This window comes from Thermococcus sp. JCM 11816 (genome assembly GCF_055396515.1).
Genome location: NZ_AP043741.1, coordinates 315,086 through 335,769 on the forward strand (window position 1 = coordinate 315,086; position 20,684 = coordinate 335,769).

Annotated in this window: 26 protein-coding genes; 8 read left to right on the forward strand and 18 right to left on the reverse strand. The window is 53.0% G+C overall.

What is annotated here, in order from left to right; genetic code table 11:
- Positions 1-14 precede the first annotated feature (14 nt).
- Positions 15-599 carry an adenosylcobinamide amidohydrolase gene (locus ACZ5TN_RS01795; protein WP_464916972.1) on the reverse strand — a complete coding sequence of 195 codons (585 nt, stop codon included), beginning with the start codon at positions 597-599 and terminating at the stop codon, positions 15-17.
- A gap of 185 nt (positions 600-784) precedes the next feature.
- On the opposite strand from ACZ5TN_RS01795, the gene ACZ5TN_RS01800 reads away from it, so the two are divergent.
- Positions 785-1,621, forward strand: a complete 837-nt coding sequence (locus ACZ5TN_RS01800; RefSeq protein ID WP_464916973.1) for an aldo/keto reductase — start codon at positions 785-787, stop codon at positions 1,619-1,621.
- Positions 1,621-3,486 carry an aldehyde ferredoxin oxidoreductase family protein gene (locus ACZ5TN_RS01805; protein WP_464916974.1) on the forward strand — a complete coding sequence of 622 codons (1,866 nt, stop codon included), beginning with the start codon at positions 1,621-1,623 and terminating at the stop codon, positions 3,484-3,486. The genes ACZ5TN_RS01800 and ACZ5TN_RS01805 overlap by 1 nt, the downstream gene beginning before the upstream one ends.
- Positions 3,487-3,614: 128 nt before the next feature.
- Here ACZ5TN_RS01805 and ACZ5TN_RS01810 read toward each other — a convergent pair whose 3' ends face one another.
- The 3 genes from ACZ5TN_RS01810 to ACZ5TN_RS01820 all read right to left on the reverse strand — a co-directional run bounded on the left by ACZ5TN_RS01810 (position 3,615) and on the right by ACZ5TN_RS01820 (position 5,847).
- On the reverse strand, positions 3,615-4,079 hold the full coding sequence (locus ACZ5TN_RS01810; RefSeq protein WP_464916975.1) for an arsenate-mycothiol transferase ArsC: 465 nt from the start codon (positions 4,077-4,079) through the stop codon (positions 3,615-3,617).
- A 126-nt stretch (positions 4,080-4,205) separates the two neighbouring features.
- Positions 4,206-4,730: a 5-(carboxyamino)imidazole ribonucleotide mutase gene (purE, locus tag ACZ5TN_RS01815; protein ID WP_464916976.1), complete on the reverse strand. Its 525-nt coding sequence runs from the start codon at positions 4,728-4,730 to the stop codon at positions 4,206-4,208.
- A complete protein-coding gene (locus tag ACZ5TN_RS01820) occupies positions 4,702-5,847 on the reverse strand; it encodes a 5-(carboxyamino)imidazole ribonucleotide synthase (protein WP_464916977.1) in 1,146 nt (381 codons plus the stop codon). Before ACZ5TN_RS01820 ends, purE begins: the two co-directional genes overlap by 29 nt.
- Positions 5,848-6,030: 183 nt before the next feature.
- Here ACZ5TN_RS01820 and ACZ5TN_RS01825 point away from each other — a divergent pair, with 183 nt between their 5' ends.
- Together ACZ5TN_RS01825 and ACZ5TN_RS01830 are read left to right on the forward strand one after the other, a co-directional pair.
- Entirely contained in the window at positions 6,031-6,609 is a 579-nt protein-coding gene (locus ACZ5TN_RS01825) for a TRASH domain-containing protein (RefSeq protein WP_464916978.1), read from the forward strand.
- Complete coding sequence (locus ACZ5TN_RS01830) at positions 6,540-7,805, forward strand: MFS transporter (protein WP_464916979.1); 1,266 nt, start codon at positions 6,540-6,542, stop codon at positions 7,803-7,805. The genes ACZ5TN_RS01825 and ACZ5TN_RS01830 overlap by 70 nt, the downstream gene beginning before the upstream one ends.
- A 94-nt stretch (positions 7,806-7,899) precedes the next feature.
- Here the strand turns inward: ACZ5TN_RS01830 and ACZ5TN_RS01835 are convergent, their stop codons facing one another.
- A complete protein-coding gene (locus ACZ5TN_RS01835; protein WP_464916980.1) occupies positions 7,900-8,814 on the reverse strand; it encodes a hypothetical protein in 915 nt (304 codons plus the stop codon).
- A 277-nt stretch (positions 8,815-9,091) separates the two neighbouring features.
- Here ACZ5TN_RS01835 and ACZ5TN_RS01840 point away from each other — a divergent pair, with 277 nt between their 5' ends.
- Positions 9,092-9,532 carry a GNAT family N-acetyltransferase gene (locus tag ACZ5TN_RS01840; RefSeq protein ID WP_464916981.1) on the forward strand — a complete coding sequence of 147 codons (441 nt, stop codon included), beginning with the start codon at positions 9,092-9,094 and terminating at the stop codon, positions 9,530-9,532.
- 61 nt (positions 9,533-9,593) lie between these two features.
- On the opposite strand, the gene ACZ5TN_RS01845 is transcribed toward ACZ5TN_RS01840, so the two are convergent.
- The 6 genes from ACZ5TN_RS01845 to ACZ5TN_RS01870 all read right to left on the reverse strand — a co-directional run bounded on the left by ACZ5TN_RS01845 (position 9,594) and on the right by ACZ5TN_RS01870 (position 12,961).
- Positions 9,594-9,812, reverse strand: a complete 219-nt coding sequence (locus tag ACZ5TN_RS01845; RefSeq protein ID WP_464917454.1) for a heavy-metal-associated domain-containing protein — start codon at positions 9,810-9,812, stop codon at positions 9,594-9,596.
- A gap of 93 nt (positions 9,813-9,905) precedes the next feature.
- Entirely contained in the window at positions 9,906-10,268 is a 363-nt protein-coding gene (locus tag ACZ5TN_RS01850; RefSeq protein ID WP_464916982.1) for a DUF302 domain-containing protein, read from the reverse strand.
- Positions 10,269-10,281: 13 nt separating this feature from the next.
- Positions 10,282-10,674, reverse strand: a complete 393-nt coding sequence (locus tag ACZ5TN_RS01855) for a CoA-binding protein (protein WP_464916983.1) — start codon at positions 10,672-10,674, stop codon at positions 10,282-10,284.
- A gap of 76 nt (positions 10,675-10,750) precedes the next feature.
- Positions 10,751-11,092 (reverse strand): hypothetical protein, encoded by a 342-nt coding sequence (locus tag ACZ5TN_RS01860; RefSeq protein WP_464916984.1) that lies wholly within the window; start codon positions 11,090-11,092, stop codon positions 10,751-10,753.
- Positions 11,093-11,199: 107 nt separating this feature from the next.
- Positions 11,200-12,054, reverse strand: a complete 855-nt coding sequence (locus ACZ5TN_RS01865) for an FTR1 family iron permease (RefSeq protein ID WP_464916985.1) — start codon at positions 12,052-12,054, stop codon at positions 11,200-11,202.
- A gap of 337 nt (positions 12,055-12,391) precedes the next feature.
- Positions 12,392-12,961 carry a peroxiredoxin gene (locus tag ACZ5TN_RS01870; protein ID WP_464916986.1) on the reverse strand — a complete coding sequence of 190 codons (570 nt, stop codon included), beginning with the start codon at positions 12,959-12,961 and terminating at the stop codon, positions 12,392-12,394.
- A 140-nt stretch (positions 12,962-13,101) separates the two neighbouring features.
- Here ACZ5TN_RS01870 and ACZ5TN_RS01875 point away from each other — a divergent pair, with 140 nt between their 5' ends.
- A complete protein-coding gene (locus tag ACZ5TN_RS01875) occupies positions 13,102-13,674 on the forward strand; it encodes an NADPH-dependent FMN reductase (protein ID WP_054839772.1) in 573 nt (190 codons plus the stop codon).
- A gap of 7 nt (positions 13,675-13,681) precedes the next feature.
- On the opposite strand, the gene ACZ5TN_RS01880 is transcribed toward ACZ5TN_RS01875, so the two are convergent.
- From ACZ5TN_RS01880 to ACZ5TN_RS01905, 6 genes are all read right to left on the reverse strand, one after another.
- Positions 13,682-14,371: a hypothetical protein gene (locus ACZ5TN_RS01880; protein ID WP_464916987.1), complete on the reverse strand. Its 690-nt coding sequence runs from the start codon at positions 14,369-14,371 to the stop codon at positions 13,682-13,684.
- 6 nt (positions 14,372-14,377) lie between these two features.
- A complete protein-coding gene (locus ACZ5TN_RS01885; RefSeq protein WP_464916988.1) occupies positions 14,378-14,674 on the reverse strand; it encodes a NitrOD5 domain-containing protein in 297 nt (98 codons plus the stop codon).
- A complete protein-coding gene (locus ACZ5TN_RS01890) occupies positions 14,667-16,049 on the reverse strand; it encodes an ATPase domain-containing protein (protein ID WP_464916989.1) in 1,383 nt (460 codons plus the stop codon). The genes ACZ5TN_RS01885 and ACZ5TN_RS01890 overlap by 8 nt, the downstream gene beginning before the upstream one ends.
- Before the next feature lie 85 nt (positions 16,050-16,134).
- Positions 16,135-16,497 (reverse strand): hypothetical protein, encoded by a 363-nt coding sequence (locus tag ACZ5TN_RS01895; protein ID WP_464916990.1) that lies wholly within the window; start codon positions 16,495-16,497, stop codon positions 16,135-16,137.
- 445 nt (positions 16,498-16,942) lie between these two features.
- Positions 16,943-17,281, reverse strand: coding sequence for a class I SAM-dependent methyltransferase (locus ACZ5TN_RS01900; RefSeq protein WP_464916991.1), 339 nt, complete (start codon positions 17,279-17,281; stop codon positions 16,943-16,945).
- Entirely contained in the window at positions 17,282-17,839 is a 558-nt protein-coding gene (locus ACZ5TN_RS01905; protein ID WP_464916992.1) for an Lrp/AsnC family transcriptional regulator, read from the reverse strand.
- A gap of 92 nt (positions 17,840-17,931) precedes the next feature.
- On the opposite strand from ACZ5TN_RS01905, the gene ACZ5TN_RS01910 reads away from it, so the two are divergent.
- Complete coding sequence (locus tag ACZ5TN_RS01910) at positions 17,932-18,129, forward strand: YgaP family membrane protein (RefSeq protein WP_464916993.1); 198 nt, start codon at positions 17,932-17,934, stop codon at positions 18,127-18,129.
- A gap of 9 nt (positions 18,130-18,138) precedes the next feature.
- Positions 18,139-18,747, forward strand: coding sequence for a cytochrome b5 domain-containing protein (locus ACZ5TN_RS01915; protein ID WP_464916994.1), 609 nt, complete (start codon positions 18,139-18,141; stop codon positions 18,745-18,747).
- 68 nt (positions 18,748-18,815) lie between these two features.
- On the opposite strand, the gene ACZ5TN_RS01920 is transcribed toward ACZ5TN_RS01915, so the two are convergent.
- Positions 18,816-20,648, reverse strand: a complete 1,833-nt coding sequence (locus tag ACZ5TN_RS01920) for a hypothetical protein (protein ID WP_464916995.1) — start codon at positions 20,646-20,648, stop codon at positions 18,816-18,818.
- Positions 20,649-20,684: the final 36 nt, after the last annotated feature.

Genomic DNA, 20,684 nt, shown 5'->3' on the forward strand with positions numbered 1-20,684 from the left:
TGACGAACGTGTATTTAACCCTTTCTCGATGACTTCCACTTCCCCAAACTCTCCTCCAGCGCCTTCCTAACGGCTCGGCCTATGTTTATCCCCAGCTCCGTCGCCGTCCCAGCCCATTCTTTTTCTCCCTCGAAGGCGAAAACTCCTATCCCATCGCTCGTCGTTCCCGTCGCGTTGTAGCCGAGCTTCAGCAGGGTGTATGTCTTCGCCTCGGTAGCCGTCATTATTGCGTTGGCCATTGCCCCGACCGTCAGGCCGTCTTCAATAACGAGCGCCATATTTATCGTCCCGGGCTTCCAAGGCGGTGGGACTTCTCCGGCTATCGCGGGGTTGGTTACCCCTGCAGTTATGTAGGCTGTAACGCTTCCGCTCCTTGAGACGGCCAGGACTTTCTCAATGTTAGCCGCCGTCATGAAGCCGACGAAGTTATTTAGGCCGTTTTCCTGTTCGAACTTTAGACAGTCGGCCTTATAGTCTCCAGAATAGTTCTTGTGAACCATCATGAAGAAGAAGCCGTTTGCCTTAAAGAGGCCCCCGTTGTGAGGTGCGTTGCTGAGTGCGAGCATTGGTTCATTAAAGGGTCGAATAAAGTGTCTCATATTGGGCGTGAATCTATCGTTGTTAATAAAACTGCCGTTCATGGTAGCGCTCTCAGAATGTCCCCAACCGTTTGGCCAAAACTCAGTTTCCAGAGTTGGCCACGACCCATCATTTCTTCTTTCATTTTATCGTTCAGAGAGAAACCTTAATTAAGGTCGAGTTCCAAATCGTTTTGGTGTGAAAGATGAAGAAGGTTAGGATTTTTAACGACCTTAAGTGGATAGGTGACGACAAAGTTACGGCCATAGGCATGGGCACGTGGGGAATAGGCGGCTACGAGAGTCCAGACTATTCAAAGGATAATGAGAGCGTTGAGGTTCTAAGGCATGGCCTCGAGCTCGGAATAAACCTCATAGACACCGCTGAGTTCTACGGAGCTGGGCACTCTGAGGAGCTCGTAGGAGAGGCCATAAAGGAGTTCGAGCGCGAAGACATATTTATCATCAGCAAGGTTTGGCCGACACACTTCGGCTACGAGGAAGCAAAGAGGGCCGCAAGAGCGAGCGCAAAGAGGCTGGGAACTCACATAGACCTATATCTCCTCCACTGGCCCGGAGACAGCTGGGAGAAGATCAAGGAGACGCTGCACGCGTTAGAGGAGCTCGTCGACGGGGGGCTGATTCGTTACATCGGCGTCAGCAACTTCGACCTTGAGCTCCTTAAAAGGAGCCAGGAGGCGATGAAGAAGTACGAGATAGTCGCCAACGAGGTCAAGTACTCCCTCAAAGACCGCTGGCCCGAAACTACCGGCCTGCTTGACTACATGAAGCGTGAGGGGATTGCGCTGATAGCCTACACGCCGCTTGAAAAGGGAACCCTCGCGAGAAACGAATGTTTGGCCGAGATCGGGAAGAAATACGGTAAGACAGCCGCTCAGGTTGCGCTCAACTACCTCATCTGGGAGGAGAACGTCATAGCCATCCCAAAGGCTGGAAACAAGGCTCACCTAGAGGAGAACTTCGGTGCTATGGGATGGAGACTCTCAAAGGAGGATAGAGAGAACGCAAGGGGGTGTGTCTGATGTATGGCTACCAGAACAAGATAGCCCGTGTAAACCTGACAACTGGAAAGGTAACCTACGAAGAGCTTCCTGATGAGGTGATAAGGAAGTTCATCGGTGGAAAGGGGCTCGGCTACTACATCATCTACAGGGAAGTCCCGCCTGGAACCGACCCGCTCAGCCCAGCGAACAAGTTCGTCTTCGCGGCTGGTGGATTGACTGGCCTCGTTCCGGGTTCGAGCAAGGTAATCGCCGTCAGCAAGAGCCCCGAAACGAGGCTCATCAGCGATTCGAGCGGTGGCGACGCCTTCGGCCCGAAGCTCAGGGGGCACTTCGACGCACTGATAATCGAAGGGAAGAGCGAGGAGCCCGTTTACCTCTACATCCACGACGGAAAGGTCGAGATTAAGGACGCGAGCCACCTCTGGGGCAAGGGCAACTACGAGGTAGCTAAGGAGCTCTGGAAGGAGTATCCGACGGCGAGCATGGCAATGGTCGGCCCGGCTGGAGAGAGGCTCAGCAGGATAGCGGACATTATTTACGACACCGAGAGGGCCAGCGGAAGGGGTGGTCTTGGTGCAGTCCTTGGAAGCAAGAGGGTAAAGGCCGTGGTCGTCGAGCCCGGCGAGAAACCTAAGGTCGCGGAGCCAGAGGAGTTCCAGAGACTCTGGCAGGAATACTACAACGAGTTCGCCACAAACCCCAAGTACGAGCACACGAGAACCTACGGAACGACCGACGCCCTCAGGAGCTCGGCCTCACTCGGAATGAGCCCGGCCTACAACTTCTCAAGGCCCTACATCCCGGACGAGCTTGCTTCCAAACTCGGTGGAGATGAGGTCAAGAAGTACGAGGTCGAGCCGGAGTGGTTCGTCCATGGAAAGAGCTGCCCGATAAAGTGCGCCCGCTACGTTGAGGTCGAGTACAAGGGCAAGAAGATCCGCGTCAAGCCTGAATATGAGAGCATAGCCATGCTCGGAGCAGCCACCGGTGTCTTTGACTTCCCCGCCGTAGCATATTTCATACACCTCGTCAACGACTACGGAATGGACAGCATAGCGACAGGAGCGACGATAGCCTGGCTCTTCGAGATGGTTGAGAGAGGCCTTATCGGCGAAGACGAGATAGGCTTCCCTGTGAAGGGCTTTGGCGATGCTGAGGCTGAGGAGAGGCTCATAAAGCTGATGGCCGAGAGGAAGGGCATCGGGGCCATCTTAGCGGACGGAGTCAAGAGGGCCTGCGAGAGGCTTGGGCGGGGCTGCGAGTTCGCCGTTCACGTCAAGGGCATGGAAAGCCCGGCCTGGGACCCGCGCGGCAGGAGGACATACGGACTTAGCTACGCCACCGCTGACGTTGGCGCTTCACACCTCCGCGGCTGGCCGAGGCCTCACCAGCTCCCCAATCAGGGGCCGGCGAAGGAGCTTGTACCTTCTCTCATCGAGGGTAGAGACGAGAGTTACATCACCGACATGCTTGGAACATGCAAGTTCGTGCCTTACAAGATGGAAGACCTGGCCAAGCTCTACTCTGTAGCTACCGGGGAAGAGTGGACAGTAGAAGAACTCAGAAAGAGGGCATGGGGAGTTGAAAGCATAGCGAGAATACACGACGCCCTCGACTGGGTAACACCGCCGCTCGACGACACCATTCCTCCTCGCTGGTGGGAGCCCGAGCCGGACGGACCGGCGAAGGGCAACGCGGCCTTCATAGACTACAACGACTTCCTCGAAGCGAGAAGGGAGTTCTACAGGCTGAGGGGCTGGCACGAGGAGCTCGGCGTCCCACTGCCGGAGACGATGGAGAAGCTCGGCCTTCCGGAGTTCAAGGAGGACGCAGCGAGGGCGATTGATGTAGTAAAGAAGAGGATGGAGTTTAGCGGACAGTGAGATAATTCATCCTCGATTTTCTCTTTCTTCTTTTCACGAGGTTCTTATTTTCTCCCCTTCGTCTTTTGAAAAAGAAAGAACTAGCGGCAAAATATTTGAAACGAAACAGCAGAACCTAACCAATACCCTCATTTAGCACTAATTGAAATTGAAAACGCCGATTTCTTCCCGATTATCTCTTCCCTGCTCTTTCCAGCCTTTAAGTCATCGATGAGCTTCAAAACGCGGCGCTTTATCTCGTCCCTCACTTCGCGGTACTTCTCTATCGGCTGACCGTAGGGGTCATCGAGCCCCCAGTCCCACGTTTTTTCAGGCGGAGCGTAGGGGCACTTGTCGAGACAGCCCATCGTGATGACGATGTACGCTTTATCGGCCATCTCCTCGGTGTAAAGCTTCGGATACTGGCCCTCAAGGGAAATTCCAATTTCCTCCATGACCTTCCTCGCGAGAGGGTCTATCTCCTGGGCAGGCTCCGTTCCGGCGCTTATGGCCTTGAACCTTGGATCGTCGTTGAAGTGGTTGAAGAACGCTTCCGCCATCTGGCTCCTCGCGGAGTTCTTGACGCAGACGAAGAGGATGAGCTTCTTGTCCATTTTTCCACCAGGGAGAACTCGGAGAAGAGGTTTAAAGGCGTTGCCGCAGTAGTCTATAGAGTGCTATACAGTCTTTTCATGTCTTGTTAACCTAAAAAATTGAAATTCCCCTACGAAAAGTCTGCATCACTTTCCTTGCCCTGTCACTTGGAGGTACTCCTCGTAGCCCATCTCCTCAAGCCTCTCCGCCTTCTCCTCAACTTCCTTTCTCATCCTCTTCCGGTACTCCTTGAGCTTCTCCCTTATCTCCGGGTACTTCACCCCGAGGATTGAGAGGGCCAGCAGGGCCGCGTTCTTGGCGTTGTTTATGGCGACGGTTGCAACGGGCACTCCCCTCGGCATCTGGACTATGGAGAGGAGCGAGTCAAGCCCGTTCAGCGTGGATGTCTTTACGGGGACGCCTATCACGGGGAGCGTGGTTATGGATGCCGTCATGCCCGGAAGGTGGGCGGCACCTCCAGCTCCGGCTATTATGACCTCTATCCCCCTTTCTTCTGCCGTTTTGGCGTACTCGAACATCCTCTCGGGGGTTCTGTGGGCTGAAACTATGGTTATCTCGTAGTCAACACCGAACTCCTCGAGCACCTCGGCCGCGGCCTTCATGACCGGGAGGTCGGAGTCGCTACCCATTATTATTCCCACTTTGGGCATTCACCTCACCCCTTACCCTTATCAGTGCCTTCGCCCTCAGGGCCTTCTCGATGGCGCCTGAGAGGGTTCTATCAACTGCAGTAACGTGCCCCATCTTCCTGAAGGGGAACACCTCCCTCTTCCCGTATATGTGGACGAAAACCCCAGGAATCCTGAGCGCTTCACTAACCCCATCATAGACGGGCTTTCCGTAATAGCCTTTTTCTCCTAGAAGGTTCACCATGGCGGCGTTTAAAACTACCTCGGTGCTCCCGAGGGGCAGGTCGGCCACTACCCTAACGTGCTGCTCGAACTGGCTCGATACGGCCGCTTCTATCGTCCAGTGCCCTGAGTTGTGGGGCCTCGGGGCGATCTCGTTCACGAGCACCCTCCCGTCCCTGGCAAGGAACATCTCGACCCCAAAAACCCCGCGCCCATCGAGGGCTTCAACGGCTCTAATGGCTATCTCCTCTGCCTCCTTCTCGACGTCCTTTTCGACCCGCCCGGGGGCCACGAGGAAGTCCAGAATGTTCCCCTCACTGTTGAAGACCATCTCGGTGGTTGGATAAGCCAGCGTCTCGTCATCGTTGCGAACCACTATGACGGAAAGCTCCTTTTCGATCGGCACGAGCTCCTCAACGTACGAAGGAACGTTCAGAGCCTTTTGAAGGTCTTTTTCGTCTCTAATGACCACAACACCCCTCCCATCGTAGCCACCGCTCCGGGCTTTCTGGACAACGGGGATCAGGTTTTCAAGCTCATCTAAACTCTTCAGCTCCCGAAACCACGGAACTGGGACTCCTGCCCTCCTCAACACCTTCTTCTGGACGTACTTGTCGCGGATTACTTCCAAGACGTGCGGCTCTGGAATGACCGGCTTCTCCTTCGCCACCTTTTTGAGCGCCTCAACGTTGACGCTCTCTATGTCGTAAGTTACGACGTCGGCCTTTTCGGCGAGCTTGATTATCTTCTCCTCGTTCTGGAAGCTCCCAACTATTTGCTCCGCCACCATGCTGGCGGGACATCCCGGGGTTGGATCCAGAACTAAGACATCAAACCCCATCCTTCTTGCTTCCTGCGCGCTCATCTTGGCCAGCTGTCCGCCGCCGAGGATTCCAATTCTAAAGCCGTCCCTCATGTTTTTAACTAAAAAATGCTAAGTTTATAAATTTTTTTGGAAAAAATTAGCATTTTTATGCTAAAAAAGTGTCGCGGCGTAAGTTTGCACAGCATAAAATTTGAGCGCCAGTTTTTGGCCACAGTGGAAAGAGTGAAGGGAAAGTATTTTTATGAGTGTGCGAGAACACTCATCGGTGGTTTTATGAAAATAGACGACCTTGATCTGAAGCTCATATATCTGTTAATGGACGATGCGAGGCTGAGCATTTCTGAACTCGCTGAGAGGCTCGGCGTCAGCAGGCCGACGGTGAGAGCGAGACTGGAGAAGCTCGAAAAAGAGGGGGTAATCCAGGGCTACACGATAAAGCTCAACCCAGAGCTCCAGAGGGCTCACAACGTTGTCGCTCTTGTTGTCAAAACGGAGAACCCGGAGAAGATGGACGGGTTTGAGGAGATAATCGAGGTAAACCGCTTCACGAGCACTAAGTACCTCATAAAGGTGGCAGTTGAGAACATGGAAGACCTCAAGCGGGTAATCGAGGGCACCGGCGTTGAAGTCATTGAGATAATGCCGATCCTTGAGAACAAAGAGAAACCACCCAAGCCAAGGATAAAAGTCTCTTACAAGTGCGACTACTGCGGGAAGGAGATAGTTGGCGAGCCGATAGTCTACAAGTACAGAAACAAGGTTTACTTCTTCTGCTGCCCGACGTGTTTGAGGGAGTTCAAAAAGGCGAGGGAGAACTTAGAGAAAGCCATGGCAGGAGAAGAGAAAGAATAGAGAATCTCACGAGCATAGGTGATGTAGGATTAGTCCCTCGATATGGGGGGTTAGACTTGGACTACACAACCCGCTTTTACCTATCTGGATTCCTCAGGATAGCCTTTTACTCTGGTTTCTTTCTGGTTTACCTCCAGGAGATTGGGCTTTCAAAGGCCCAGATCGGCTTCCTGATGGGTCTCTCTTTAATTTTAGTCGCCCTCCTTGAGGTGCCAACGGGCGTGGTTGCCGACAGAGTCTCAAAGAAGCTGAGCGTCCTTCTCTCTGAGGGCCTCTCCGTCCTCTACGTGACAGTTCTATATCTGGCAAGCTCTTTTCCCATGGTTCTCGCTTCCATGATAATTGCCGCGCTGGCCACGGCATTTAGAACTGGTGCAGAAACCGCCTGGGTTTACGAACTGCTCAGCAGGGACGGCAGGGCTAACGACTATCCCAGGGTATACGGCAGGCTAAGGGCTTTTGAACTGGCTGGTGGGCTCGTGGGGATGATCACTGGTGGCATGCTGGCGGAGACTTTTGGAATGAGGTTCGCCGTCCTAATGAGCGCACCGTTCTTCCTGCTGTCGCTGGTGCTCACGGCAACAATTCCTGCGGACACGGTAAAAAGCAGGACATCTTACATGTCCCACATTTTTGAGAGCATAGATTTCGTTCGAAGCTCTTCCGTTGTGGCGTGGCTCATCGTATATGCGAACTTCATTGGGCTTTCCTTCGCCGCTTTTACCTCCTTTATGCAGCTCTACTTTTACGATGTCCTCTCCTCTGTCCTTGGAGTCTCTATGGTCATGGCCCTTCAAGCCGTAATTAACAGTGCTTCATGGTACATAGACACCGGGAAATATAGGAAATGGATCTACGATAAAGCTGGCGCTATTTTACCCATCCTTCTGTTTTTTGCAGGTCTCAATGAGTGGTTTGGCTTTCTTACGATGATTCTTGGCACATTCGTTTTTACCCAGAGCTTTAAGGAGTGGCAGGGACGGTTCCAAGCTGCTATTCCAGACGAGAAAAGGGCAACGTTGGGCTCTCTTTACTCCCTCACGGCAGCAATAACAAGTGGAGTTCTGAACGTTCTTCTTGGGCTTCTCTTCAACTGCGTTGGAATAATGAGGGGGCTTATAACCACTTCGCTCTTTATGCTGGTATTAGGCTACGCTCTCCAGTTGAGCTTTGGGAGAAAAGTGTCCAAAACTTAGGCTTTTTCGGTTGTGGCCGTTGAATACCTGCTTTAATATGGGCCAGTTAGTAGCGGGATATTATCTACACACTCATATCCCTAACCAACGATCATTAATCCCAAATTTTTCCAGAACGCCGGGCCTTCAGCCCGCGGTAGATGCCTTTAACGTATAGGAACAGCCCCACTCCCGACGTTACGAGTGCCACCGGGACGTTTACCTCAAACCAGACATCCCTCAACGCGGCATATGTAGGCACGGCGAAGAGCGGAATAATGAGGGAAAGGAGATATCTGTAGGTGGGAGCTCTCGAACCCTTGAGGAAGTTTTTCTCACCCCTCAACCCTTTGAGTGCGTACAGCGTTAGGGCAAGCAGGGGAAGGAGCACAAGGGGTGAAAAGGGCACCGCCATAAACGTGAAGAGGGCGAAGAACGCCACCACCGCGCCGAACGCCCCAATCTCCCACCTAGTCGGGATAAACTCCGCGGGAGAGGTTAAATCGAGGGCAAAGTACGCAACCACGAGAAAGACCGCCGGGATGAGGGTGTAGGCCGCGAAGTGTTCAACACTCACCGCGTAGCCGTCCTCAAGCTTCCAGTAGGTCGCCCAGAGGCCTAATAAAACGCCGAGGCCGGCAAAAAGGGCCGCCGCCCGAGGGAGGCTCCACTCACCAATGGCCCTTCTCGCGAGATAAGCCCCCAGAAGCATGGAAATCAGTGCGTGCCACGCCAGTGGTGTCCACACCAGCTGGAAGGGGAAAGCCTTGTATGCTTCCTGAACGATAACTCCCTCAACGAGCCAGCCAAAGACCGCCCCTACCAGAAATACTGGGTAGGGAGAATCCGCCTTGAAGTGTTCCGCCATTAGGAGGACGAAGAAAGCCAAAACCGAGTAGATCAGCCACGTCATGAGTGCCCCGATGATGGTATCGTCAGCCTTCCACCTGCTCCAGAAGGCGAGCTCGGAGTAGAAGTAAAGGATGTAGCCGAGCGAGAGGGTTGCGAGGAGTCTCTTTATCGCGTTCATGAAGGAAGTGAGGCGGAAAAAATAAAAAGATTTTCTACGGACATTTAAGGGAGCGCTCGGCTCTGGGAGGCTAACCTAATATACCTCCTTGCCCCAGTACATTCCATGTCAAAAGTCACTATCGAACCCGCAAAGGGAACCGATGACGAGGTCGAGCACTTTGTGGAACTCATGCGCATCTCAGCCCCCGAGTACTTCCCAAGTCTTCTCGGAGAGAAATTCAAAGAGCTCTTCAAGACGGCCTTTCTGGAGGGGAAACCTCTTCAGCAACTAGCACGTGGTCTTCGCAAAGTACGACGGAAGGATAGTCGGGATACTCCTCGGCTACTCTTGGAGATCCAAGTACAACAAGGAGGAGAAAACCGGCTGGCTCCTGCTGAAGATCCTCGGCTTTGACTTCCTCAAGCGGCTTCCAGCTTTCATAAGCGCCAGGTCGGGGAGCGGGAAGCTGGATGAGGGCGACTACTACATCGGCAACATAGCGGTTTATCCCGAATTTCGAGGAAAGAAGATAGGAAAAGCCCTAATGCTCAAGGCCGAGAAGCTGGCGGGAGAGAGCGGAGCGAAGAGAATCGCTCTGGACGTTGAGAAGGACAACGAGATAGCGATAGCGGTTTACAAAAAGCTCGGCTATACCATCGAGCGGGAGCACGAAGTGGAGCTTGAGGGGAGAAGGTATGGGTTCTACCGAATGGTGAAGCCCCTAAAGGCTCCCTAAAGGGAATGGGTTCCACACACGGCAGCTTCTTCCCGCTTCAAAAGATGGAGAACAGAATATATCAGCAGCCTTCCCCGCCAAGCTCGACCTCGTAGCCGTAGCGCTTTATCGAGTTTATAACCTCGTCGAGGCTCACCTTTCCGGGCTCGAACTCAACAACGGCTGTTTTCTTCTCAAGGCTGACCTCTCCCCTGGCGCCAACGCTCTCGATGGCCTTTTTGATCCTCATGACGCAGTGCTTGCAGCTCATGTTGGGTATCCTCAATACGGCCTTCGCCATTTGCATCACAGGGATTTATTGGAAAGAATTGCTTATTGCCCTTACCTTTTCCAAAGTGAGAAGAAAAAGCGGGAAGGGCTTTGGAAATTGAAATCACAGCGACTCAATGATCCTGAGGACCCTCTCTTCCATGGGCCTCATGAGCTTAACTACATCCTCCCCAGCTATCTTCCACGCCACACTTGGCAGTGTAACGCCGAGGTAGTTGCCGTCCTCCCTCCTGTAGCCAAAGCCCGTGCAGGGGAGCAAAGCGCCTATGTTAGGGTCTATCTTCACCAGCTCCGCCACGAGCTCCCTGTCGCATATGAAGAGCAGGTGGTAGTCGGCGACAATGCCATCCTCCCTCTCGACGATAGCCACCGGTATTCGCTCCCCTATGAGGAGAAAGCCCTCCTCCTCAAGCCTCTTCTTGAAGCGCTCCCAGAGGAAATCCAGGTCCTCCTCGAACTTTTTCACGTATAAAACACGCTCACACCTCCAGGAACATCTTTTTGTCGCCCGTCTCGACCATTATGCACTTTCCGAAGCTGTACTCAACTCCAGCCCTCTCCAAGAACTCCCTTATCTCCTCGCTTTCCGCCCCCGGCTGGAACCAGAGTTTTTTAAAGCCGACCTCAACGGCCTCTTTGGCCACCTGAAGACCCACCTTGGGCGGGACGACGAAGACGATAACGTCCACGTCCTTCGGGAGCTCCCCCACGCTCCTGTAGCACTTGAGGCCTTCGATCTCATCGTAGTTCGGGTTCACAGGTAGAACTTCGAAGCCCTTACCAAGGAGGTCTTTTAGAATTATGTTGCCGTACTTGGTTGGGTTTTTGCTCGCTCCCACGAGGGCTATCCTCCTGAATTCCTTCGGGTTCATTTTTTCACCAAGGCTGAATCCGTTTTCACCCTTTTTATACATTACTAGCCAAAAATGGGCAACCTATATGCCCAACTTACTCCCCCTCTCCACCCAGGAAAAGCTCCCTAAGCTTCCTGGAATCAGCCCAGCCTACAAGGTACTTTCCACTGCCCAGCACCAACAGGACACCCCCTTCTTCCATCGCCTCGGCAATCATCTCAGGGGCTCGGGCTACGTTGAACGTACCCTCCACGACAGCGCAGAGTTCGTCCCCATAGAACACGCCCGTGGTTGGGACACCCTTTACACCCGTCATCTCATGGAGCTTTGAGAAGAGCTTGCGGTTCTTTTCATTGTCCTCAAGCTCGTAGTACACAAGGGCCTTTTTCCGTAGGTCTCTGTGATATCCTCTCTCAGCCTTTTGCAGCCGGGGCACCAGCTGGCCCCGTGTACATAAAACGGACCCTCGAAGCGTCAAACCCGCCTTTCATACACCCACCGTCCAACAATCAGCCAAAAAAGGAAAAGTGAAAACGGCAAGAACTACGAGACGCTCCTGGCGTTGGCCTCCCTTGGACTCACCGAGGGTTCCTTTCCATAGGCCCTCAGCACGAGGTAGAGGGCCACTATTAGATACCCGAACTGGACTATCACCCTTCCCCACTCCATCTTCACGGAGTAGCCGAAGAGGACCGCGAAGATCGAGCCAATAGCTCCCTTGTGGTGGAACACGCTCTCCTCAGGAATGCCGAGGTTGTAGGCGGGTTCTTCAATAAAGCCGAGGTGCATTCCCTCCTCCTCGGCCCACTCAATGAGCTCGTGGGTTCCGTAGCCGGCTAATCCAGCTGCAACGAAAACGAGCAGTATCGAGCTGTAGTAGAAGAACGTCCTGAGGTTTATCCTCATGCCCACTCCGTAGATGAGGTAGGCGAGTACCAAAGCAGCACCGGCTCCCAGCAGGAGTCCCACCAGTGTTCCGCCCAAGTCCTGAGTTGCAAAGGGCGTGAGGAAGAGCACAGTCTCAAGCCCCTCCCTGAAGACGACGATGAATGTGAAGCCTATGAGCGCGAGAGGGTTGATTGTTTTGCTCACCTTGCTCTCTATCTCTGCCTTGATGTTCTTCCCCTTGGTCGCCATCCAGTATATCATGCTCGTGAGCACTATAACGGCTAGGTAAGAAGCTATGCCCTCGAAGAGTTCTTTCTCCTCAAGGCCGCCGTAGAGCGCGAGTATCCCCGCTCCCAAAACGACGCTCGCGAGGACTGATAGAGCTACGCCAGTCCACACGTCCTTGATCTGACTTTCCCTGTTGGTTCTCTTCAGGTATGCAATGATGATGGCCACGATTATCGCGGCCTCCAAAACCTCTCTGAACGTAATGAGGAACTGTCCTATCATTTATCCACCCCCAAGTTCATTAGGTCGGTCTAAAATAAGTTGGGTTGTTTATTAGTTTTACCTTTGCCAAATTGAAGCTTCGAACCGCGCTGCAGTAGTTTCTCTTAAAACATCAGGAGATTCCACCTGTCAAACCTTTGAAATTCGAAGGTCGAACACCCATGGGGCTGAACCCACACGAAATACTCAATCTTGAACCCTTCCCAAAAGCGATCCATCCAAAAGTGAAAATATCTGGTGGAAAAGTTTTCAAACCTGAAAATTAAGTCCGGAACAAATTTTCCAAGGGTGCACACACGTTCAAAGTTCTTCTCAAGAAGGTGAAAAAGAAGGGAAGTCAGATCTTGCCGACCAGCTCAAGGCTGACATCTAGGGCTTCCTTCCCGGGCTCCCAGCTCGCGGGGCAGACCTTACCAGGATGCTCGCGGACGTACTTGGAGGCCCTGAGCCTTCTCAGGATTTCCTTGGCGCTCCTTCCTATGCTGAGGTCGTGCATCTCCATATGGACGACCTTGCCGTCGGGGTCGATTATGAAGGTTGCCCTCCATGAGACACCCTCGTCCTCGATGTAGGTGCCAAAGAGTCTGCTAACCTTTCCAGCTGGATCCGCCAGCATCGGGTACTTTATCTTCTTTATTCCCGGTGAAGTGTCGTGCCAGGCCTTGTGAACGTAAGCGGTGTCGGTTGAGACGCTTATTACCTCAGCGCTCTCCTTCTTGAACTCGTCGTAATACTCGGCCAGCTCCTCAAGCTCCGTCGGACAGACGAAGGTAAAGTCCGCCGGGTAGAAGGCCAGAACGACCCACTTGCCCAGGTAGTCAGAAAACCTCAGCTTTCCGATGTCATCCTTCTCGGGAAAGTACGCATCTGCCTCGAAGTCGGGAACGACTTCTCCAACCTTCACCATTCGGTTCACCTCGACATTAATTAGGCCACCCTAACTTAAAAAGGTTTGCCTAAAGAAATGGAAAAATCCGGACATCGAAGTTTTCCACTTCGAAAGGATAATCTTAAAGTCCCGAGAAACGAATTTATCATGGTGGTAACATGAGGTTGAAGGTAATACTGGGAACGGCAAGGGAAGGGAGGAAGAGCGAGAGAGTAGCGAAGTATATAACCAGAAAAGCATCTGAGCTGGGCTGGGAAGCCGAGCTTATTGATGTCAAAGATTACCTTCTCTGTCACACCCACCGTTGGAAAATAACGCCCGAAATGGAACGCTATAGGAAAAAGATTCTTGAAGCGGACGCCCTCGTGATAGTCGCTCCAGAGTACAATGGCGGTTATCCTGGAGAGCTGAAGATTCTCCTCGATACTATCTTCGACGAGTACGAGGCCCTTTCCGTAGGAATAGTGACTGTCTCGGTGGTGACCGGTGGAGTGAGGCTCCTCCAGGAGCTGAGGTTGGCCGCGGTAAACTATCGCATGCTCCCGGTTGGTCAGGTGCTCTTCTACAACGTGGACGACCTTTTCGAGGGCGATGAGCTGAAAGACGAGAAGTACAAGGAAAGAGTTGAGAGACTTCTCAAAACACTTGAGAAGTATGCAAGGGCCCTAAAGCCGATAAGGGATGAGGTTAGGGAAAAGCTAAGAAGGGAGGAAGAGCATCTTCAGGCATGATGCTCCATTATTCTTCCTCTTTTCTGAACGTCACGATCTTGCCTATCAGCGTGTAGTACCACTTTTCCAGGCTGTACTCAAGGAATGGCGTCCTGATGAACTGGATGTAACGCCTGATCTCCTTGCCCTCCACTTCGAGGCCGACCTTGACAACGTTGAAGACGAAGCTCCCTAGAATGTTGACCACCGAAGGACTGAATATGCCCGTGTTGAACGTCACAATCGTTCTGAAATCCTTGCATCTGTTAAGAACCGTCATTAACCTTGGAAAGAGCTGGATAAGGTTCTTCTCTCCTTCTCTAACGCCATAAAGATCGAGACCAAGAACGAGAACGAGGGTTCTTCGGGGAAGAGCTTCAGTTATTCTGAGAGCCCTACCTGCTATTATCTCTGGCTGGGATGTTTTTAAGTCTTCCAGGGGATTGAAGTCCTCTTCAAGGAATGAGTTTATCGAAAGGAGCTTGGCACTCTCAAACACCCTCCTGACGTACTCTTCCTCAAAGATGTTTTCCACGTACTTTCTGAACGCCGCGTAGCCGTCGTAGAATGAAATTACCAGAAAGTCATCGTAGTTCGGACGGAGCTTGTAAAGGAGCTTCATCAGTATTACCTCTACATCACTCCCCAGTTCGAACTGGATTAGAGTCGGGCTTATTCTTTCAACGGCTTGGGCCAAAATGCCCAGTGGTTCGCTCATCCTCCGTCACCTGTAAACTCTCTGGATATACTCAACGAGCTCCTCAAGAGTGTTGACTTCCTCCATGAGGCCAGCTTTCTCTCTGAAGTAACTTATGATGAGCATCTCAAGGAGCCTCGCGCTGTACTCGCCGAAGAGCTTTGAAACCGCTTCCTTGAAGCGTTTTGGGTCGTTGTAGGCAAGCTCAAACCCCTGCCCCGTCGTGTTTTTAAGGTGGAGCTCCAATAGGGACTTGAGCGTCGGGTTTGCCTTCTCGACCGAGTGGACAACGGCCTTAACTATAACGTTCTGGCCCTCATTCATATATAACCACCCCCTCGGAAGTTATCTCGTACCTGTGGATTTTTCTGGAGTGGTTTGAGCTTCTGGCTTTTATCACCGAGAGGTAGCGCTCTATGATTCCATCTTTGATAGCATAGCGGAGCCCTATGATGTTGTCGGCGAGAGTACTGGCCTTCGTGAAAGGCACCGTCTCAAAGTTCGTGTCCGCGTTTAGGGTGATGTAGGCCGCGATGTTGTGCTCCTTGATGAGAAGACTGAGGTAGCGAACCATCTTTGCGAGCTCCTTGTCGTCCATGTGTTCTCTTAATGCCGTGAGGCTGTCTATGACAACCACCTCGGGCTTGAGATCTTCTATCATTTGTTTTACCTTGAGGAAGGTATAAACTGGGCTCTTAGCCTCAGGAATCCACCCCTCAAGCTTCAGGCCGTTCTGGAGAGCTTCATCCACGGGGAGCCCGTAGCCCCGCGCGGCCCTGATCAGCTGTCCTATCGGCTCCTCGAAGCCGAAGTAAATCGCCTTCCTGCCCTGCAGGGCGTTGGCTATCGCGAAGTGCAGGCCGAAGGTCGTCTTTCCGGTACCCGTCATTCCCACAAAAAGAGTTATCGAGCCGCGGTACACTCCCCCGTCAAGGAGTTCGTCGAGCTTTTCAATGCCCGTCGTTATCTTCTCGGTGGAGGCATCTTCAGTGCCCCTCACGAGCTCCGGAATTTCAAGGAAGCGTATTCCCTTAGAGGTTATGACGTACTCGTACTCGGCTCTCTCAACGGAGCGCTTCCTCATCTTGGGTATCTCCATGACCCTCCTCACGATTTCCCCGAGCTTTGAGTACTTCAGCACGATTACGCCGTCAACCACAAACTCCTCAACACCGAAGCCTATCTCCTCCTTTCCGAGGGGTTTCTCCGCTATGAGGAAGGCCACCGCGCCAAAGGCCTTTATGAACCTTCCAAGAGTCGTGTGGAGAAACACCCTCGTCTTTTCCAGCCCAAGGAGCTGGGCGAAGGCACTGATGGAATCTATGACTATCCTTCTGGGCTGGAATGTGAGGATTTCACTCATCATGAGCTCTATTTCCTTTTCCACGGCCTCAGGGGTTACGGTAACGAGGTCAATGAACTTGAAGAGGCCCGCCTTCTCGTACTTCTCGAAGTCCATTCCGAGACCCTTCATCTCCTCGTAGAAGTCCTCCTTTGTCTCCGCGAGAGAAACGTAGACGCCTTTCTCACCAAACTGCTCCATGCCGTTATATAGAAACGTGGAGCCGAAGATGGTCTTTCCAGCACCGGGTTCTCCCGCTACAAGAACCGTGAAGCCATCCGGGAACCCGTCTTTCAGAATGTTCTCGTCAAAGAACTTGATGCCCATTTTCACGGCCATATTATCCCTCCACTTCATACATAGGTTCGAATTTGGATATAAGGTTTTCTAAAAATTTCGAACGTTGTTTTGTGGAGCAGGGAAAGAAAAAAATAACCCGTGCTCAGTCCCCAACTGCCGCGACGTGAATTCCCAGGAGAATCAGGAAGATCACGGCTAGGGCAACATGAAAGATCTTCCATTTCCCCAGCAGAACCGCTAAGCGTTTGAGCCTCCCGCTCTGCTTTTTCCTCGCGGCCAGCTCAAGCTTAACGTGGACGTACCGCCCGTAGAAGCCGCTTATGTTCATCAGAACAAGGACTATTGCCATTCTAAGGCCGGCTTTTCCAGCCAGGGTTGAGTAGTCAGTGCAAGTTGCGAAGTGGATGAGCGTTAAGAGGGTTCCGGCTATCGTGAAGGCGTGATAAATTGTCATAGGATAAACCGGGCCGAAAACCGTGATGTAGGGCCTCTCTGGCTTAACCACTATTTGAGGGCTCCCTTTTCGGTGCTCTATTATGAGCCCCTTTTGGTGAGCGCGTAGTAGGCGGTTCCGGCGAAGATGAGGAATACTCCAAAGGAGGCGAGGCCCCCGAGTTCGGCTTCACCTTCTCGCTCACCCTTTCCTTCATCGGCGCCACAAAACCGGCCAGCAAGAGGAGAAGAATCAGCAACGCCGCAACTCTTTTCATCTAACACCCTCCATTTGCACTCTTTCCATGGGCTTGGGCGTTCATAAAGAAAAAGTTAACGGGAATGACGGATTCCAAGCAGGCAGTAGTGGTAGGGGTAAAGCTCGAAGGTATCGACGGTAAAGTGCTCCTCCATCATTTTCCTCGCCTCCTCCTCGCTTATTCTCTCCTCCAACGGCGGCCCACGCGGAGTGGGGATTTTCCTCCAGTCGAGCACGAGGACGTAGTTAGCCCTTTCGGCTACTTCTCCAAGAATTTTTCCGTCTCTGGGAGCTCGTGGAGGACGTTGGATAGGAGTATCAGGTGAGCCTTCACGTCGGGCAGCTCGTCCCCGAGGATTAGCTTTACGTTCGTTATCTCATCTTCCTCAAGCCTCTTCCTAAGGTACTCCAGCCTCTCTGCGTTTATATCGACAGTATAGACCTCCCCAAAGAGCTTCGCCAGTGGAAGCGTAAAGTATCCCGTCCCGGCTCCAAAATCTACGAGAATGCCCTTTTTGGGAATCCTCTCCCTTATAAGCTCCACCAGAGGTTCAACCGGCTGGATTCTCTTCCTAAACTCGTCGTGGAGGTAGTGCATTCACTCACCCCCAAAGCCCTTGAAGTAGACCGTCGCGGGACAACCGTGGCACTTCTTGCCGTAGAGGTAGCAGCCCTTACAGACCTTTCCGCATGGGGCCACTTCTCTAACGGGGTCGAGCTTGAAGTCCACGAACTCTGGATAGGCTGGAGAGGAGCCGAGGGAAACGTCCATCTCCCTCACTTCTTCCAGAGGGCGTATCGTGTTCTCTATGGTGGCCTCAAGGGCGGAGTAGTTCTCGGCAACAAGGGCCAGGTTGAGGTTGTACTTCCCGGTGGTCGTCGCCACAAAGACCGTTCTGGGGCACCTCGCGAAGACATCGGCGAGCCTCTCTGCCTCGTCCATGCTCCTCACGCGGAGGTTCACCACGGCGGAGACGAAGCCCCTCTTCCTTATGTTGAGGAGGGCCTGAACCTTTATCTCCCCCTTTCTCTCAAGCCGCTCAAGCCTCTCCCTGGCGGAGGGATGGCTTATCCCGAGCTCCCTCGCTATAGCGGAGACCTTCGTCCTGCCGTCCTCCCGGAGGATACGGTATATCTTTAGGTCGCGCTCGTCCATAGGATCACCTTCATTTTGAAGGCTCTGTCCTAAATTTTCCTGGGAAATGAATATAAGCCTTTTGAATCCATGGAAAAATTGAGGTGACGTCCATGGAGAGGAACGAGGGGACTGTGGATAGGGCAGTAAGGGTCCTGTTGGGTCTTATACTGCTCGGCCTCTGGGCAGCGGACAAGATACCCTATAAAACCGTGGCACTTATAGTCGGCCTGATAGCACTCATCACGGGCCTCACGGGGTTCTGCGCCCTCTACAAGCTCCTCGGAATAAACACATGCAAAGAGTGCTGAGGTGAGATGGTGAAGGGAACTTTCAAGGCGCTTGTAATCTCGGGGGAGCTGCTGGTAATAGTCAGTTTGGCATTGATGGCGAGTGGGTTAGCCATGGGCAACCCATCGTCGAACCTGGGAAGCCTTTTGGACTACTCCACGGCAAGGAGAGTTCACACGCTGGCAGCTTTCCTCTTCATACCCCTCCTCTACGTCCACGCAACGGCCGGATTGGCTATTGCACTCAAAAGGGTCAGGGCATTGAAGAGCGAGAAGGCCCAAAGAGCAGTCCTTGGGGCGTGGACAGCTTTAGTTGCAGTGGTACTCCTCCTGGCGCTCGTTCCGGGAGGCTCTTCGTCACTTTCAAGCCCGGTTTCAGCATCCAACAGCACTTCCGTGGGGTTAACCCTCGAGGAGGTGGCGAAGCACAACACGGAGAACGACTGCTGGGTCGTGATAGGAAACGACGTCTACAACGTTACCCCACTCATAGACACCCACAGCGGCGGCAGGGAGGCGATAATAGCCTACTGCGGGACAAACGCCACCGAAGTTTTCTTCTCCAAGCACGGTCAGGGCGCCTACGAGGTTCTGCAGAACTACTACGTTGGGAGCATTGGAAACTCGTCGCAGGGCTAGTTTGAGACAGGAGCTAAAGAAGACAGAGAAAAGGAAGAAAGAGAGGACGATTAATCCCCTTTACTTTTTCAGCGTTCGCTCGCCTGTTCTGCGTTTGAGAGCTTCCCTTCTTGGGTTCCGCTTAGGGGTAGTGAGACGACACTAATCTGGCCGTTTTCGATGAACGCTGTCGTCCTAATTCCGACCGTTCCATCGGTGTTCAGAACCTTGAAGGCGATTACCTTGATCTCCTTGCCTGTCTGGGGGTTCCTACCGGTGTAGACTTCGAGGAAGACCCTGTCGAGGTAGTCCGGCGCGAGTCTCCTGGTGCTTGGGGCTATGGATGCAAACCTCGGCTCGACCTCTCCGAGCTCAGCATCGTTGAGTCCAGGATCGCCGAGTATCACGGTGGTTCTGCCCTTCGCGTCGGTTACGGCGTAAATAATCACCTCAGAGCCGGTTTCTTTGGCCTTTTCCACCGGGAAGGGAATAAACGGCCCGTTTCCGAAGGTTGTGTTGATTATCCTCGCGTCCGGAAGCTCGCCGAAGGGCTTCTCGTCGAACTCGTCCATGAAGATTCCGCCGAGGAGGGGGCTGATTGTGCACGAGCAGAGCTCACTCGGGGTCTGCATCGAGGCCTTCAACGAAGAGCCCGTTATGGCGCTCTGGAATGCGTCAAGGGCCCTCTTCGCATCTTTTGTCTCGAAGTGGGTGCTCCCAACTGCCATGTTAAGGTTGACGAGCTGCTCCGCCAGCTGTTTGAGGTCGGCCTTCATCGAGATTACCGTTACGGTGTAGTTCCCGGGCATTAAGTAGGCCTGCTCAAGCGGGGCGGGGTTGTAGGGCCCGGTGTCGCTGTCGGTCGGCTCAAAGATAAACGGTGCAAGCTGGGGTGCGAGGCACAATACCGGCTCGTCATCAGCCGGCGGCGGAATCGGTTCTATTGTGTTGGTGTCCGGCGGCAGAGGTCTGTAGCAGAAGCCGTCGTCAGCTATTCCAAGGAGGGTGGTGTTTATCGGCGGGATTACCATAATGCCGTTCTCGTCGGGGGTTATCTCCTTCACGACTTCGCCGGTTTCGGGGTTAACGAGCCTGAACTGCGGGCGGTACTTGTTGTGGAACGGAGTTCCATTCCAGTTGAGGACCTGTATAATTGTCCCATTGCCCGAGGTTGGAACGCCAACTCTCGCGACCGCTATTTGACCAGCTCCAACGGTCCTTCCACCCTCGCGGATAGCCACCAAAGTGCTCCCGGTGCCGACGTGGTATATCTCAAGACCCTCCATCTGGTAGCCTTTAACCGCTATCATCTTCTCTACCATGTTCTCTCGGCTCAGTTTCGATATCTCGCCGTTTGAGATGTAGAAAAACTCGCCGCGCATGTTGTAGAAGTCCGTAATCGGCTCTCCGTTGCTGGCGTTCTCCCAGTAGGCAGTCTCAACTGCACCCACTCCCACGAGCGACCTCATGTTCAGGGCCTCGTAGTACTTTAACTCTGCCAAGTTCTGGAGGATGTAGACCCTCTTCTCGATGTCGCTCTCGTTAGCGGCCATCTCCGTGAGAACCTCGGCGGACTTCTCCCAGTTCTGGATTTCGGGGCTTTCAAGCTCAAGGCCGAGCTTTTCAAGCTTTTCCTTCGCGCTGGCGATTTCCTTGTCGTAGAGCTCGATTAACCCATCAAGCTTCTCCTCATCGGCCTCCCAGTTGGGCTGAGGGTTCGTCTCCGTTGGAGTGCTCGTGGTGGTCTCTTTGGGCGTTGTAGTTGTCGTTGGGGGTTCCTTGGTTGTCGTGGGTTGAGTCGTTTCTTTGGGAGTTGTACCTGTCCCAGTTGTGTTTCCCTGATCGATACACCCTGAAATGAACGCGCCGAGCATTACGACGCTTAAAAGCAGGGCAAAGCCTGCAAGTTTTTTCGTTTTCATCGTTAAAACCTTCTTTTAGTCACGAAGCGGCAAAAA